This window comes from Fictibacillus sp. 7GRE50, from assembly GCF_015903875.1.
Taxonomy (GTDB): Bacteria; Bacillota; Bacilli; order Bacillales; family Fictibacillaceae; genus Fictibacillus; species Fictibacillus phosphorivorans.
In genome coordinates, this window is the sequence record NZ_JACZDW010000001.1 from 1,366,946 (window position 1) to 1,382,637 (window position 15,692).

Annotated in this window: 14 protein-coding genes; 8 read left to right on the plus strand and 6 right to left on the minus strand. The window is 40.7% G+C overall.

Annotated elements, in window-relative coordinates:
* Positions 1-325 precede the first annotated feature (325 nt).
* The 4 genes from IHV12_RS06665 to IHV12_RS06680 all read left to right on the plus strand — a co-directional run bounded on the left by IHV12_RS06665 (position 326) and on the right by IHV12_RS06680 (position 4,813).
* A complete protein-coding gene (locus tag IHV12_RS06665) occupies positions 326-1,015 on the plus strand; it encodes a response regulator transcription factor (RefSeq protein WP_197190386.1) in 690 nt (229 codons plus the stop codon).
* A complete protein-coding gene (locus IHV12_RS06670) occupies positions 1,012-2,016 on the plus strand; it encodes a sensor histidine kinase (RefSeq protein ID WP_197190288.1) in 1,005 nt (334 codons plus the stop codon). The genes IHV12_RS06665 and IHV12_RS06670 overlap by 4 nt, the downstream gene beginning before the upstream one ends.
* 99 nt (positions 2,017-2,115) lie before the next feature.
* Positions 2,116-2,877, plus strand: a complete 762-nt coding sequence (locus IHV12_RS06675; protein WP_197190289.1) for an ABC transporter ATP-binding protein — start codon at positions 2,116-2,118, stop codon at positions 2,875-2,877.
* Entirely contained in the window at positions 2,867-4,813 is a 1,947-nt protein-coding gene (locus tag IHV12_RS06680; protein WP_197190290.1) for an ABC transporter permease, read from the plus strand. Before IHV12_RS06675 ends, IHV12_RS06680 begins: the two co-directional genes overlap by 11 nt.
* 387 nt (positions 4,814-5,200) lie before the next feature.
* On the opposite strand, the gene IHV12_RS06685 is transcribed toward IHV12_RS06680, so the two are convergent.
* Positions 5,201-5,977, minus strand: coding sequence for a 3-hydroxybutyrate dehydrogenase (locus IHV12_RS06685; protein WP_137791278.1), 777 nt, complete (start codon positions 5,975-5,977; stop codon positions 5,201-5,203).
* Between the two features lie 22 nt (positions 5,978-5,999).
* Positions 6,000-7,286 (minus strand): GntP family permease, encoded by a 1,287-nt coding sequence (locus IHV12_RS06690; protein ID WP_197190291.1) that lies wholly within the window; start codon positions 7,284-7,286, stop codon positions 6,000-6,002.
* Between the two features lie 167 nt (positions 7,287-7,453).
* Here IHV12_RS06690 and IHV12_RS06695 point away from each other — a divergent pair, with 167 nt between their 5' ends.
* The gene (locus tag IHV12_RS06695) at positions 7,454-8,335 is read left to right on the plus strand and encodes a LysR family transcriptional regulator (RefSeq protein WP_197190292.1); all 882 of its coding nucleotides are present in this window, start codon (positions 7,454-7,456) and stop codon (positions 8,333-8,335) included.
* Positions 8,336-8,444: 109 nt separating this feature from the next.
* Positions 8,445-8,861: a carboxymuconolactone decarboxylase family protein gene (locus tag IHV12_RS06700; protein WP_197190293.1), complete on the plus strand. Its 417-nt coding sequence runs from the start codon at positions 8,445-8,447 to the stop codon at positions 8,859-8,861.
* A gap of 127 nt (positions 8,862-8,988) precedes the next feature.
* Here IHV12_RS06700 and IHV12_RS06705 read toward each other — a convergent pair whose 3' ends face one another.
* A complete protein-coding gene (locus IHV12_RS06705) occupies positions 8,989-9,603 on the minus strand; it encodes a hypothetical protein (protein ID WP_197190294.1) in 615 nt (204 codons plus the stop codon).
* A 167-nt stretch (positions 9,604-9,770) separates the two neighbouring features.
* On the opposite strand from IHV12_RS06705, the gene IHV12_RS06710 reads away from it, so the two are divergent.
* The gene (locus IHV12_RS06710; RefSeq protein WP_197190295.1) at positions 9,771-9,941 is read left to right on the plus strand and encodes a hypothetical protein; all 171 of its coding nucleotides are present in this window, start codon (positions 9,771-9,773) and stop codon (positions 9,939-9,941) included.
* Between the two features lie 41 nt (positions 9,942-9,982).
* Here the strand turns inward: IHV12_RS06710 and IHV12_RS06715 are convergent, their stop codons facing one another.
* Complete coding sequence (locus IHV12_RS06715; protein WP_197190296.1) at positions 9,983-11,545, minus strand: UDP-N-acetylmuramoyl-L-alanyl-D-glutamate--2,6-diaminopimelate ligase; 1,563 nt, start codon at positions 11,543-11,545, stop codon at positions 9,983-9,985.
* Between the two features lie 268 nt (positions 11,546-11,813).
* Positions 11,814-12,149 (minus strand): zinc ribbon domain-containing protein YjdM, encoded by a 336-nt coding sequence (locus tag IHV12_RS06720; RefSeq protein WP_197190297.1) that lies wholly within the window; start codon positions 12,147-12,149, stop codon positions 11,814-11,816.
* Positions 12,150-12,388: 239 nt separating this feature from the next.
* On the opposite strand from IHV12_RS06720, the gene katG reads away from it, so the two are divergent.
* Positions 12,389-14,608, plus strand: coding sequence for a catalase/peroxidase HPI (gene katG / locus IHV12_RS06725; RefSeq protein WP_197190298.1), 2,220 nt, complete (start codon positions 12,389-12,391; stop codon positions 14,606-14,608).
* A 134-nt stretch (positions 14,609-14,742) separates the two neighbouring features.
* Here katG and IHV12_RS06730 read toward each other — a convergent pair whose 3' ends face one another.
* Positions 14,743-15,627, minus strand: a complete 885-nt coding sequence (locus IHV12_RS06730) for a radical SAM/SPASM domain-containing protein (RefSeq protein ID WP_197190299.1) — start codon at positions 15,625-15,627, stop codon at positions 14,743-14,745.
* Positions 15,628-15,692 lie beyond the last annotated feature (65 nt).

Sequence of the window (15,692 nt, forward strand, 5' to 3'; positions counted from 1 at the left end):
TTCTAGAATAGATGCCTATATACAGAAGGCATCTTTTTTCTGCTGTAACTTTGCATCACTTTTCCTTTCATCATTGTGAAGTTGGTTGGAGCGTAAGATGCGAGACTCCTGCGGGATAAGTGGGACAGTTGAGACTCCTAACAGCGCAAAGCGCTAGGAGGCTCAACGCACACCCCGCGGAAAGCGAGCGATCTGAAGTGGAAACCAACCACTTTCAAGAGCTCCGAAGCATATGAAAACCAATTGAAAAATTGCACATCCTAGAAAATATCCAAGTTTTGCTATAGACTAAAAAACATATCAAGTAATGATGTGGTGATAAATGATGTTTAAGATTTTGCTCATTGAAGATGATTCGACGCTGTTCAGCGAGATAAAAGAACGATTGTCCCAATGGTCGTATGAAGTGTATGGCATTACTGACTTTGGACGAGTGATGCAGGAGTTTACAGAGGTTAAACCTGACCTTGTTGTAATCGATATACAGCTACCAAAGTTTGACGGATTTCATTGGTGCCGAAATATTCGATCGCACTCAAATGTACCGATCATCTTTCTGTCTTCACGTGATCATCCGAGCGATATGGTCCTATCCATGCAGCTTGGAGCAGACGACTTTGTCCAAAAACCGTTTCATTTTGAAGTATTGATCGCCAAGATTCATGCGATTCTTCGGCGTGTTTATAATTACAATACAGACACCGTTAGTCTCAAAACGTGGTGTGGCGCTCAAATCGATTATGAAAAGAATATCGTAACGAACGAAAAAGGTTCCGTCGAACTGACTAAGAACGAAGTGTTCATTCTGAAACTCTTAATCGAGCAAAAGAATAAGATTGTAAGTCGTGATAATCTCATCAACAGCTTATGGGATGATAAAAAGTTCATTAGTGATAATACCCTCACCGTAAATGTGAATCGTTTAAGAAAACGTCTAGAGGAAATCGAACTCGGACAATTCATCGAGACGAAAGTCGGACAAGGCTATCGTGCAATAGAAGAGGATTCTATATGATCAAACGCTATTTGATCGAACGCAGCAGCTGGATATTTTTGTTTTTATTACAACAGCTGATCCTTCTATTGATCGCCTATCTAGATCCAGCAATTCCCCTTTCTGCTGTTGGCTATATCGTTTTTATTTCACTTATTGTCTTTGTCCTCTTTCTTTTTTATCGGTATCAGAAGGAAACAGACTTCTTCCAACAGCTTGAGGAAAGAGAAAATGATTTTGATCTTTCTAATATGTCATCACCTTCTACACCTTTTGAAAAAATCGTTAAAAACAGCATTACCGAACAAACAAAGCATTTAAAACAAACAGCTTCTGAGAACCGTTTACTGATCGAACAGGAAAAGGACGATCTCCTAGCCTGGATTCATGAGGTGAAAACGCCGCTGACAGCGATGCACCTTATGATACAGCGAATGGACGATACGCCATTAAAAGGAGATCTGACCTACGAGTGGCTTCGCATCCACCTTCTACTCGATCAACAGCTTCATCAAAAAAGGATTCCTTTTATTAAGAACGATCTTTATATGGAAGTGACTGCTCTTGAGACGCTGCTTTTTTCCGAACTTAAAACGCTACAGTCGTGGTGTATCCAAAAAGGGATCGGCTTTGATTTTAACCTTGAAGTCACCCATGTCTTAAGTGATGCCAAATGGCTAGCATTTATCATTCGCCAGATCTTAACGAATGCTGTGAAATACAGCCATTCATCAGAGATTATCATCAACTCTTATAAGATGAACGACAGAAACTATTTATCGATTCAAGACTTTGGTCGAGGAATTGATACAAAGGATATGCCTCGTATCTTTGATAAAGGGTTCACGTCAACGACAGACCATCAGGATCAAGCTTCCACCGGCATGGGCTTATATTTAGCCAAAAAAGCGGCAGACTCTTTACATATTCAACTCTCTGTAGGGTCAAAACGGAATGAAGGAACAACGGTCACGCTCGCTTTCCCAAAAAGAAATGAATTTGATGAAACGATGGGCATGTGACGAAAGTGTCACATGCTTTTCTGTTTTGTTCGTTGAACAGAAGGAAAAGAGCTGAAATGCTTTCTATAATGAAACTATCAGAGAGGGGTAAATAAAATCATGAGTATATTGAAAGCCGTTAAGCTTCATAAGAGCTATGGAAATAAAAATAATAAACAGCACGTCCTTAAAGGCATCGATCTTTCTGTTGAAAAAGGTGAGTTCATCAGTATTATGGGAGCATCTGGCTCTGGTAAAACGACATTGTTGAATGTCCTATCCTCTATCGATCAAGTGAGCGAAGGTACGATTCATATCAACTCATTTGAGATGACAGCCATGAAAGAAAAACAGCTGGCAGAGTTCAGAAAGAACCACCTTGGTTTCATCTTCCAAGATTACAACCTTTTAGATACATTGACCGTTAAAGAAAATATTCTGCTGCCGCTTTCGATAACGAAAACACCGAAAAAGGAAGCTGAAAAGAAATTTGAGCAAGTCGCAACCGAGCTTGGTATTTCTGAGATAAAAGATAAATATCCGAACGAGATCTCAGGTGGACAGAAGCAGCGAACATCTGCAGCGCGTGCATTCATTCATGAGCCAAGTATCATCTTCGCGGATGAACCAACCGGAGCTCTCGATTCCAAGTCTGCGTCTGACCTTCTCAACAAATTAAGCGGTCTTAACGAGAACAGACAAGCGACGATCCTAATGGTGACCCATGATCCTGTAGCAGCAAGCTATTGCAGCCGTGTGGTGTTTATAAAAGACGGACAGATCTACACGCAGCTTATGAAAGGAGAGCAAGATCGACAGAGTTTCTTTAAGGATATTATGAAAACGCAAGGTGTTTTAGGTGGTGTTCAACATGAACATTAATCAGCTCATCTTTCGCAATTTAAAGAAAAACTTAAGAAACTATTACCTGTATGTTTTTGCTTTAGTATTCAGTTCTGCTCTTTATTTTGCATTTGTAACGCTTCAATATGATCCGTCGATGGATGCTGTTGAAGGTTCAGTAAAAGGTGAAGCCGCGATTCGAGCCGCTTCTATCCTGCTTGTTGTAATCGTATCCGTCTTTCTGCTTTACGCGAACAACATCTTCATCAAACGGCGCAGCAAAGAAATCGGGCTGTTCCAATTGATCGGGATGACGAAAAGTAAGATCTTTCGCATTCTTTCTATTGAAAACTTATTCCTCTACTTTGGTTCTCTTTTGATCGGAATCTTTGCAGGATTTTCGTTTTCAAAATTAATGATTCTCGTTTTGTTCAAGACGACTGGTGTAGATTCGATCGCATCTCTAAGGTTTTCACCACAAGCACTCCTGCAAACCGTTCTGGTTTTTACAGCGATCTATCTGTTAATCATGATCATGAACTACACGTTCATTAAAAGGCAGACCATACTATCTCTTTTCCGTGTCACTTCTTCTACAGAAATCACAGTGAAAAAACTATCTCGCTTTGAGATGGTGATGGGAATCGTGGGTCTCGTTCTAATCACGACAGGTTATATCGTATCTTCCAAACTGTTTGGCGGCGATTTTACAACGATGCCTCAATTATTTGGAGCAATGATCTTTATTTTGACAGCCGTCATTTTAGGTACGTATTTCTTTTACAAAGGCTCTGTCAGTTTTCTGCTTAACCTAATAAGAAAACGAAAAGGTGGCTACCTATCGATCAACGAAGTAATGTCACTCGCATCCGTTATGTTCCGCATGAAGTCGAACGCACTTCTGCTTATGATCATCACCACCGTTTCAGCGCTCTCGATTGCTTTGCTGTGCCTTGCATATATCTCGTATTATTCGGCAGAGAAAACGGCTGAAAAAAATGTTCCGCATGACTTTTCAATCATTGATAGAGAGTCCGCTGATACGTTCCAATCCGCTTTAAAGAAGAACAATATTCCGTATTCGGAAAAATCGATTGAAGTGGTCCAGGTGACGGTGAATGCTTCACAGCTTATTGATCGAAGCTTAGAAGAACTCGTGATCGATCCAAAAGCGATGCCACTTCCTTTAATCAGTGAAAAGTCAGTATCTGGCATGGAAGTTTCACGGGATGAAGTGGTCTTTACTGGCTATGACGATCTGCTTCAAAAGTTTATGCCATTAAAGAATTCTGGAACCATCAAAATAAAAGGAAAGACCGAAACGCTCACTCAACGTTATGTAGGCTTAGAAGATATTTATCCCGTATCCTGGTATTTCACAGCTGGAGGTGTTCCAACCGCAATCGTTGATGATGCTATTTTTAAGAAGATGAAAAAAGATATCGATCCTAAGGTACAAAAAGAATCCAGCCTCTATATTGGGGTCGACATTAAAAATAAAGAACAACTGGAAGAGGCAGATAAACTGTTTAAATCAACCGAAACGTATAAAAAGCTATACAATGAATCTCGTCATGAGATCAGCACGAACCAAAAGAAAAACATGGGACTCATGATGTTTATCGTAGGTTTCCTAGGACTGACTTTCCTCGTCACCTCTGGATGTATCCTCTACTTCAAACAGATGGATGAAGGAGAAAGTGAGAAGCCAAACTATATGATTCTGCGAAAACTAGGTTACACGCAGAGTGACCTGTTAAAAGGTATTCAGTATAAGCAGCTCTTTAACTTTGGGATTCCACTAGTGGTCGGCTTGCTTCACAGTTATTTCGCCGTACAATCCGGTTGGTTTCTGTTCGGAGCTGAACTTTGGACACCTATGATTATCGTCATGGTCATGTATACGATCCTCTATTCGATCTTTGGCGTGCTCTCTGTTCTTTATTATAAGAAAGTGGTTAGAGAAGCACTTTAGGTTGATGCTCGCTTTGCTGTAAAGGTGATAAATAGAATAAAAAGAACAAAAACCGACTAGAACATGATGATTTTAGTCGGTTTTTTCTATGGTATACAAATCTTAAGCTTCATTTCGTGTCTCATAGGTGATTTTAATTGATACCATAAGGGGTATATGGCAAGATCATTCCGGAAAATCCGGTCCTGATTCGTAAAATATTTGGATTAATTCCGCTAGTTTCGTCTATAATTCCACAAGTTTTGCTCATATATCGACGAGTCGACAATATTCGACTGCTATCCCCTATCCATATACCCTCAACCCTGATAAACAAAGGCCGCCTCTTACCACACCCAAAAAGAAAACCCCAGCCAATTAAATGTCTGAGGTTTATTAAAACTAAGATTATTGAGCAGTATAACCGCCATCGATTACGATTGCTTGTCCAGTTACACTTTTCGCTTTGTCGCTTGATAGGAACATCGCATAGTCTGCGATCTCGCTAACTTCCATCAGACGTTTTTGAGGAACTAATGGATAGATAACTTCTTCAAGTACTTTATCTAATGATACGTTTCTTGTTTTCGCTAAATCTTCCATCTGACCGCGAACAAGTGGTGTGTCCACGTAACCTGGGCAAAGCGCGTTAACTGTAACACCTTCTGCTGCTGATTCAAGTGCAGCAACCTTTGTAAGACCGATTACACCGTGCTTTGCACTATTGTAGGCAGCTTTTCCAGCGAATCCGATCAAACCATTGATAGATGAGATGTTGATGATACGTCCGAAACCTTGTTGCTTCATGATCGGCATTACATGCTTTGTTGCGATGAATGGTGCAGTTAGCATGATTTTAATCATAAGTTCGAATTTAGCTGTTGGAAACTCTTCGATTGGTGAAACGTGCTGAAGACCAGCGTTGTTGATCAGAACGTCAACACGTCCATATTCTTTGTGAGCTGTTTCGATCATGCTCTTGATGTCTTCTTCACTTGTAACGTCAGCTTTAAGACCGATTGCTTCAAGTCCAAGACCTTTTAATTCTTCTGCAGCCTTTTTAACGCCTTCTTCATTAAGGTCTGTTAAGACTACTTTGCTTCCGTTCTCTGCGAATGTTTTTCCGATTTCAAATCCGATACCACTTGCAGAACCTGTAATAACGACTACTTTATTTTCTACCATACTACTCACTCCTAAAAAGTTTTTATATAATACCCATGCTTGCCATAATGATTCCTACGATTACGGCAATGGTAGGGATAATTAAAGCGACTACAAATACATCTTTGTACGTTTCCTTATGCGTTAACTGTGTTACCGCAAGAAGGGTTAACAATGCTCCGTTATGAGGCAGGATCGATGCTCCAGAGGCAATGGATGCCATTCTATGGAACGCTTCAGGACTCATGCCTGTTGACTGAGACAAATCATAATACGTTCCACCAAGAGCTTGTAACGCGATTCCCATACCACCTGATGCTGAACCTGTGATCATCGCTAAAAGCTGTACGACTAAGGATTCAGATACGAGCGGGTTGCTTGAGATTCCTAAAAGCATATCAGTGATTTTGTCGAAGTCCGGTACACTCGTTACAACCGCACCGAATCCAACGGCAGCACTCGTATTGATGATGGCCATAACAGAACCTTTAGCACCTTCATTCATAGAAGGAATGAACGTTTTGTATTGCTTGATATTGATAAGAAGAATGGCTAGAATTCCAGCTAATAACGAAGGAATTGGAGCGATTTTTAAGAAATTAAGTAAAATAACAACAACGATTAAAGGGACTAATGAAAGAATCCAGTTTGGAAGGTTCTCCTCATTTTCATCTTCATTCTCTTTTGATTTATTTGGTTCTGTATACTTTTCACCAGCTGCTGTTAAACGGTTCTCTCTGAACTTCAGCCAGAAATAGCCGCCAACTGCCATGATCAGCGTAGCTACAATACCGATAATGGTACCCGCCATAGGGGTTGTCTTAAACGTATTCATCGGAATTAAGTTTTGAATCTGTGGTGTACCTGGTACAGCAGTCATCGTAAACGTGAATGCCCCAAGAACGATCGTAGGTGCGATCAATCTTCTAGAGATATCTGCTTTTTTAAACAATGCCAATGCGATCGGATAGATAGCGAACACAACGACAAACAGACTCACGCCACCGTAAGTTAAGACAGCTGATGCTACCAAAACTCCGAGAATCGCACGTTTTTCACCAATAAACTTCGTGAACTGAATCGCAACCGATTTAGCAGCTCCCGTATCTTCCATCAACTTACCGAGTACAGCTCCTAATAAGAAGATCGGAAACCATGCTTTTGCGAAATCTACAAAGCCGGTCATATACGTATTGGTATACGCGTCCATCAAGTCTAAACCACTCATTAGAGCAACAATACCCGCTACGATTGGAGCGACCCAGATGATCGACCAGCCGAGGTACGCAAAAAACATGAGTAGAGCTAGACCTATTATGATACTAATCAAAATCTTTCCTCCTTTTTTATATAGAAAGAGTGCGCTTTCATCTATTAGCACTTACTTTTCAAAAGTTTTCTTTGCACGAAGGACATTTTACTCCTGTGTATTTATTAAGTAAAATGAATTATAACTATAGATAGTATGCACAAAAGTTATAGAATGGAGCTCTCTCTATGGATATTCGACAATTGACCTATTTTCATGCTGTGGCCAAGCACAAAAGCTTCACGAAAGCTTCTACCGTACTGCATTTATCTCAGCCTAGTCTTAGTAAAATGGTAAAAAGTTTAGAAGACGAACTTGAGATGGAACTGATCGATCGTTCTTCCAGGCAGATCGAACTAACAGAAGCCGGCGAGATCGTGTTTGAACAGAGCAAGATGATTCTAGAGTCTTTGGACAACCTATCATCAAACCTTTACGACTTAATGAACTTAAAAAAAGGGAAAATCAAAATTGGAATTCCCCCGCTTATCGGCTTTTTATTTTTCCCTAAAATCATCAAGAAATTCAAAGCTTCTTATCCGGAAATACAGATTCAGCTCGTGGAGCATGGCGCCAATCGTGTGCAGCGAGAAGTGAATGACGGACTCTTAGATCTCGGGGTTGTCGTCATGCCCTTAAATGAAGATAAACTTGAGATTGTTTCTTTCTTAACCGAGCAGCTCATGTTGTTTGTTCATCACTCACATCCGCTCGCAGGTAGAGAAAAAGTAATGATGAAAGAATTGGAGAATGAATCTTTTATTATCTTCAAAGAAGGATTTACCTTACATGATCGTGTGATAGAAGAGTGTATTGCAGCTGGTTTTCATCCGAAGATATCCTATGAAAGCTCACAGTGGGACTTTATCAGCGGTATGATTGGGGAGAACTTGGGGGTTTCGATCTTTCCAGAGTCAATTGCAAAAAAGGTAGATCAAAATTTGATTAAAGCCATTCCGATCGTTGATCCTTCACTGCCTTATAAGCTAGGTATTATTAAAAAGAAAGATAAATACGTTACGTATGCGACTCGAGAATTTATTAATATGCTTTCACCATTTAGCGAATAAGATCTAAAATTATAACTAAAATGCATAATTTAGATATATTATATGTATTTTACGAATAGTTTGAAGTGAGATAAAGTAGTTCCTATACAGATTATAGGAGGCACTACTCATGGAAAAAGATCGTTTTCAAAATGGATTAGATAAGTTAATGGAGTATACGTTAACGGATAACAAAGACATTTCAACGCACTTAAAAATCTCAGATGACCTGCAAGATATCGCGCCAGATGTAGGGAAATACATTATTGAATTTGCGTACGGCGAGATCTATTCACGAGTAGGACTCACGAACAAACAAAGAGCGCTTGTAACGATTTCTTCTCTAGTGACACAAGGAACGGAGCCTCAGTTGGAGCTTCATATCAATACGGGGCTGACGGCGGGACTGACAAAAGAAGAGATCGTGGAGAGCATCACGCACTTGATTCCATATACAGGTTTTCCTCGTGTGTTGAATGCGTTAACGGTTGCGAAGAAAGTTTTTGCAGTGCGTGATGAAGAAGCGAGTGAATCACAGTCACATTAAGAAAAAGTAGCTATCCTTTTTTATTGGGTAGCTACTTTCTTTTCGTAAAATTTGCAGGTGTTTTGGTGAGAGTTGATTTCCGTTTCAGGTGCTCGCAATAACCGAATTAGTTAGATTAGCATAGCCTTTACAAGAAATCGCCTTCTTCTGTTTGCTCCAATTGCTCTGATTGACTTGGAGCATCTTTATACTCGATGTCGTATTTTTTACTCAACAACTCCATCTCTGCATGATAAGTATCTACCAACTGAAAGTATTCTTTTAATTTCAGATTAGACTGTGTCATCAGATTTTCATCTTGTTGTTCTAACGCTTGTCTTTGAAGAATTAAGCCTTCGTAAAATGTTTCGGTAGCTTTTACGATTTGCCTTTTCATACCCACTAATTCTTCTCCTTGAACATCGATGGTTTTTGCTTGGGAAACTGCTTTTTCATAGGCAGGAATCGTCGTTTCCACTAACTCCAAATACATCGTTTCGTCGTCTGTATAGTTTGCACCTGAAACGCTAGCTAAAGAATCAAAGGCTTGTACTTCGTAGGTAGATACTGCTGCCACGTCCACATTGATGAATTTTAATACAGCCTCTTGCTGTTCTTCCGTATTGATAGGCTCAGAAAAGCTCTGTGTTTCCTCTTCGTTCTGGGTTACGTCATTGCTCGTCCGATTTAAAGCCATTTCGCTCGAGTTCGCACCTGTCACAATAGAACTCACTAAAAAAGAAACTAAGAAAAGTGTATTCACGCTGTCAGCTCCCTCAACATTTTGTAAGTATTAACCAATACCCGGGTTGTTCAGGGGTTATGCGTTCAAACTGCATTTTGCACGTATAAGTATTCAATAAATAGTCTTACTTACTCATATCCGAATATATTATTATGATAAGATTACATTAGAGAGGTGGTTATTTGATGAAGAAACGAAAATTTTTGATTCTCTTTCCTCCATTTGTAATCATCGGATTTTTGCTGCTACTCTATCTACCAAAAGATTTAAAACCATTTTCATTACTTACTGCGCTTTTTTTCTGGACGACGTACGAAAGCTGGACCTTAATCGAGAAAAAGAAAAAATCCAGTTGAAAACCCCTGCTAATCTACAGCAGGGGTTCGTTTTATAGCTTTTATAGTACATTCTTTTTTTGTGTCTGCACCCATCTTATCTTAGAAGAAGCAAACATTCTCCCACTCTTCGCCACTTTTTTACTTCTAAAAAAGTCAGCAATGATGTCTTTGTCAGAGTGAGGGATCTTCTCACCTTTTACAATTTGAGCCCCATTGATGCAGCCGCTCGTGAGGAGAACAATGTCATCTTCTTCACTCAGAGACAATGCCTTAATCACTGCATCATGACGCGTAAGTTCTGAATGAATGTTAGGTGCGTCTGGATTTTTGAACCCTTTCATCACGTGGCCGACAATCTCACTCGGATCGTTGTATCCTGGATGATCGACAGACACGACGATTTCATCCGCTTGGTTCTCAATCGTTTCTGCCATTTTTGGCATCTTCTCTTTATCTCTTATTCCGATACCCATGACTAACACAATCAGTCGACTGTATGGCAGCTTTTTCACTTCTGTTACAAGGTTTTGTAACGCAACCGGTGTGTGCGCGTAATCCAAAATGATCTTTCGCTTTTGCTTATGGATGATTTCAAATCTTCCTTCTGGTCCTGTCATTTCAGGTAGAACTTGAAGCATTTTTTCTAGTGGTATTCCAATATGCATGCCTGTACAGATTGCAGAAAGCAGATTCGCGATATTATAAGATCCGTAAAAAGGTGTTATGACAGAATAACGTTTTCCGTGAACAGATAAGGTAAATGAAGTACCGTTCGAAACCTGCTTAACATCCGTAGCGATCACATCCGCATCGCTCTCTTCATTCATGCTGTACGTTAGCAAAGGACCTGTAAACAACTCTACGATTTCTTTACCCATACCTTCGTCATCTATGTTCACAACCGCTTTTTTGGCTTGTTTGAACAACTTTAGCTTCGCTTGTTTGTAGTTTTCAAACGTATGGTGAAACTCTAAATGTTCTGGTGACAAGTTTGTGTGAATGGCAACATCAAAATGGATACCTGCTGTTCGTTTTTGTTCAATTCCAACAGAAGTAACTTCCATCGCAGCGAGCTGATCACCATTCTCTACAAACTGTTTGAAAATGTGATGAAGATCAGGCGCTTCAGGCGTTGTTGGCGTTGACTGTTTTATGTCCAGATTTCCTGTAGAGGAAATCATACCGGTAGTTCCGATCGAACCGGATTTTACATCACAAAGGTTCATCAACGATCTAACATAAGCTGCAACCGTCGTTTTACCATTCGTACCAGTAATACCAACTGTTATTAATTGTTCATGTATACGTTCGTTAAATAGGATAGATAATTGAGCCATAAATACGCGAGCATCCTCAACGAGTAAGAATGTAAGATCTCTATAAACTTCGCTCGCCTCTTTTAAAATCTTCTTATTTTCACCGGCCACCACAATTGCACCGTTCTGGATAGCACTTTCAATAAAGGTGTGACCGTCAAATTGTTCTCCAGTTATGCAGACAAAGGAAGAGTTATTGGTTACGTTTCTGGAATCAAAGCAGACAGAAGAAATGGTTTGCTGTTTGCTTCCCCAAATTTCCCGAATACCTAATTGCTGCTTTTTTTGTTCAAAATGTATATTCATTCTGCCTCTCCTTTTGCGATCAATCTATAAATAATTACTATATTAGAATATAAAGGTTTGTATTTAAAATTTTTATGCACACATACTTTCTTTAAATACCCTAAGTATTCGATTGTTAACCTTTTTTTATTTATGTTTCTTCAGCTTTTTTTGAGAGAAAATAAGCGTTAAATACTGGAAGGACAAGGATTAACTAATTACGATCTTGAGGAGTAGGATTATTTTACGAAAAAAATAACCACCGGAGAATGGTGGTTATTCTGAATCTCTATATCTTTTTTACAAATTCGGACTTCAATTTCATCGCGCCAAATCCGTCGATCTTACAATCAATATCATGATCGCCTTCAACGAGACGAATGCCTTTTACTTTCGTGCCGATCTTAATAACAGAAGATGTACCTTTGACTTTAAGGTCTTTAATAACAGATACAGAGTCACCATCTTGAAGGATGTTTCCGTTGAAATCTTTTACAACCTTTTCGTCAGATTCACTCTCTGTTTCCGGAGACCATTCATGAGCACATTCAGGGCAAATGAGAAAAGCTCCGTCCTCATACACATAAGCAGAGCTGCATTTTGGGCAGTTTGGTAGGTTAGACATTCCGGTGTTCCTCATTTCTTATAGTTATTATTCATTCTACCATACTTATTTGTAGCTCAAGATTGCTTTCAAAGCGGTCGTTTCATACATAATCCTTTATGTGAACATCAAAAGTGCATTACGCTTTGAATACACATACCTGTCCTCTATAATTGAGTTATCATAATTATCAAATATTTAACATCATGGCTTTTCGTGTTTTGCAATTTTAAGTTCCAAAAAAGGAAGGGGAAATTGTAATGGAAAACAACAACAAGCCCGATCAAAAAGAACACACATCAGCAGGTCAATGTCCTGTCACACACCACAAGGATAGTGCAATTACGACTTCTAGAGCTCCACATGGTACGACGAATAAGGATTGGTGGCCGAATCAACTCAACCTGAATGTTCTTCGTCAACATGACAAAAAATCGAACCCGTTGGGAGACGATTTTAATTATCGTGAAGAGTTCTCTAAGTTGGATTACGACGCACTGAAAAAAGATCTTCATGCGTTGATGACCGACAGCCAAGATTGGTGGCCAGCGGATTATGGTCACTATGGTCCTTTTTTCATCCGTATGTCTTGGCATGCTGCAGGTACATACCGTACGGCTGATGGACGCGGTGGGGGTGGATCAGGTTCTCAGCGCTTCGCACCTCTAAACAGCTGGCCAGATAACGTAAACCTTGATAAAGCTCGCCGTCTGTTATGGCCGATCAAACAAAAATACGGCAACAAGATCTCATGGGCAGATCTCCTTGTTTTCACGGGTAACGTAGCCATTGAATCCATGGGGTTAAAAACGTTTGGTTTTGCTGGTGGACGTGAAGATATTTGGCATGCAGAAGAAGATGTTTATTGGGGAACGGAAAAAGAATGGTTAGCGGACAACCGTTATTCGGGTGACCGTGAGCTTGAAGACCCGCTTGCTGCTGTTCAGATGGGTCTGATCTATGTGAATCCTGAAGGGCCGAACGGAAAGCCTGACCCACTTGCAAGTGCTCGTGATATTCGTGATACGTTCAGCCGTATGGCGATGAATGACGAAGAAACGGTTGCGCTTATCGCTGGTGGTCATACGTTCGGAAAAGCGCATGGCGCAGGGGACCCTTCTCTTGTAGGTGACGATCCTGAAGCAGCAGACATTGAAACACAAGGACTTGGTTGGCTGAGCCGTCACGGCAGCGGAAAAGGCCGCGACACCATTTCGAGTGGTATTGATGGAGCATGGACGTCGAACCCAACACAATGGGATAACGGATACTTTGATCTTTTGTTCGGTTACGAGTGGGAGTTAACGAAGAGTAGAGCAGGCGCTTACCAATGGACACCTGTCGATATGACGGAAGAGCATATGGCTCCTGATGCAGAAGATCCATCCATCAAAGTGAAAACGATGATGACAACCGCTGATATGGCATTGCGTATGGATCCGGAGTATGAAAAAATTTCTCGCCGTTATTACGAGAATCCAGATGAATTCGCTGATGCTTTTGCACGAGCGTGGTTCAAGCTTCTTCACCGTGACATGGGGCCGAAAGTTCGTTATCTCGGTCCAGAGGTACCAGACGAAGAGCTCATCTGGCAAGACCCTGTTCCAAGTGTAGATTATGATCTATCACCATCTGACATCGCTCAGTTAAAAGAAAAGATTCTAAATACAGGGTTATCGGTGAGTGAGCTCGTCAAAACGGCATGGGCTTCAGCTAGCACGTACCGTGTCTCTGATATGCGCGGAGGTGCGAATGGTTCACGCATCCGCCTAGCTCCTCAAAAGAGTTGGGAAGCGAACGAACCCCAACAGCTGGAGAAAGTGTTAGGAATCTATCAAGATCTACAAAACCAGCTCGACACGAAGGTGAGCTTAGCTGATTTAATCGTTCTTGGCGGAAGCGCAGCCGTTGAAAAAGCAGCAAAAGATGCAGGCTTTGATGTAACGGTACCATTTACACCTGGACGCGGTGATGCAACGCCTGAACAAACAGACGATGTTTCGTTTGATGTCTTAGAGCCGGTATCAGACGGGTTCCGAAACTATCAAAAGAAAGAATATAGTACAAGCCCTGAAGAGATGTTTGTAGACAAAGCGCAGCTACTAGGTCTGTCTGCTCCTGAAATGACTGTACTCGTCGGAGGTCTGCGTGTTCTTGGAACAAACTATAAGAATACGAAACACGGCGTATTCACAGACCGCGTTGGCACGTTAACGAACGACTTTTTCGTAAACCTGCTCGACATGGGTGTAGAGTGGAAATCAACAGGCTTTAACGAGTACGAAGGTCGCGACCGTAAATCAGGAGAAGTAAAGCGAACGGCTTCCCGCTTTGATCTCGTGTTCGGATCCAACTCAGAACTTCGTGCACTCGCTGAAGTGTATGCGCAGAATGACAACCAAGAAAAATTCGTACGCGACTTTATCGCAGCATGGGTAAAAGTGATGGACGCAGATCGATTTGATGTTAAATTAAAATAATAAATAATGAACGCACTTAATCACAATGCTGATGCAGAATTTGCTGCTTCAAAGCTCTTGAGATTAGGTGCGTTTTTTTGCCCAAAAAAAACAGGGTAGCTCCCCGTCTTAAATGTCTTGCATATGTTTTTGTACTATTTACCGAAACGCTTACGATAACCACATTTTCTGCAAAGTTCCTCAACCGCTTCTCTTCGCGAAAAACCATCTACAAGATTGTTAGCTCGGTCACCTTCAATAATAGTTGAGAAGTCTGTTTCATTAATATTTCCTAAGTTAATGACCCCTTCTCCATCTAGGCAGCATGGAATGACTGTACCGTTCGCCAAAATACCTGCTTGATTGCGTAGGCCGTAGCAGAATCCTTTTCCGTCGTCCTCTTCCTCATGCAGTGCCGGCCATTTAAACTCGTAATCTTGATTGATGAAAATTTGATCCGCTAGTTTGATACCTTTACCCGGCGTGAGCTTTTCTTCAATTCTAAATGCGAGATTAAATTCGTTCTCAATAATTTCAAGCAGCTGACGGTTACGCTGTTTCTCCAAGTTCGTCGCATTGTCTTGCGTCAGGTTCCAAAGCCTCAACGAAACAAATAACGGAGATTCCTTCGTTGCTTCTTGTACAAATGCAAGGATCGTTCTTACGTATTCTTCTTTATCCGTCATACTCTGGCCAACGTGGCCATCAAAGCTATGAAGGGAGAAATTCATCTGTCTGAGCGCAGGCTTATTAATGAGCTTGTCCCAATTCTTTTTAATGAGCGTCCCATTCGTCGTGATGTTAACTTTAAATCCTCTTTCATGGGCCAAGTCCAATAACTGATCAATTTTAGGATGAAGCAGCGGCTCACCTTTTACATGCAAATAGATGAAATCGGTATACGGCTTGATCTGGTCTAAACGCTTCGTAAAATCATCAATGGAGATGAACTGTTTAGCTCGTTCCGTGGGAGGACAAAAATGACACGCCAAATTACAGATGCTTGTAATCTCTATATAAAACTTCTTAAATCTTTTCATAGGTATTCCTCATTTCGCAAACTCTTGATACATACACTAATGCTCATTTAACCCATAGTGCACGT

Bases quoted from the DNA above. Each gene is read 5' to 3' on its own strand.
- IHV12_RS06665 (WP_197190386.1), top strand. From the start codon at position 326: ATGTTTAAGATTTTGCTCATTGAAGATGATTCGACGCTGTTCAGCGAG.
- IHV12_RS06670 (WP_197190288.1), top strand. From the start codon at position 1,012: ATGATCAAACGCTATTTGATCGAACGCAGCAGCTGGATATTTTTGTTT.
- IHV12_RS06675 (WP_197190289.1), top strand. From the start codon at position 2,116: ATGAGTATATTGAAAGCCGTTAAGCTTCATAAGAGCTATGGAAATAAA.
- IHV12_RS06680 (WP_197190290.1), top strand. From the start codon at position 2,867: ATGAACATTAATCAGCTCATCTTTCGCAATTTAAAGAAAAACTTAAGA.
- IHV12_RS06685 (WP_137791278.1), bottom strand. From the start codon at position 5,977: ATGGTAGAAAATAAAGTAGTCGTTATTACAGGTTCTGCAAGTGGTATC.
- IHV12_RS06695 (WP_197190292.1), top strand. From the start codon at position 7,454: ATGGATATTCGACAATTGACCTATTTTCATGCTGTGGCCAAGCACAAA.
- IHV12_RS06700 (WP_197190293.1), top strand. From the start codon at position 8,445: ATGGAAAAAGATCGTTTTCAAAATGGATTAGATAAGTTAATGGAGTAT.
- IHV12_RS06710 (WP_197190295.1), top strand. From the start codon at position 9,771: ATGAAGAAACGAAAATTTTTGATTCTCTTTCCTCCATTTGTAATCATC.
- IHV12_RS06715 (WP_197190296.1), bottom strand. From the start codon at position 11,545: ATGAATATACATTTTGAACAAAAAAAGCAGCAATTAGGTATTCGGGAA.
- IHV12_RS06720 (WP_197190297.1), bottom strand. From the start codon at position 12,149: ATGTCTAACCTACCAAACTGCCCAAAATGCAGCTCTGCTTATGTGTAT.
- katG (WP_197190298.1), top strand. From the start codon at position 12,389: ATGGAAAACAACAACAAGCCCGATCAAAAAGAACACACATCAGCAGGT.
- IHV12_RS06730 (WP_197190299.1), bottom strand. From the start codon at position 15,627: ATGAAAAGATTTAAGAAGTTTTATATAGAGATTACAAGCATCTGTAAT.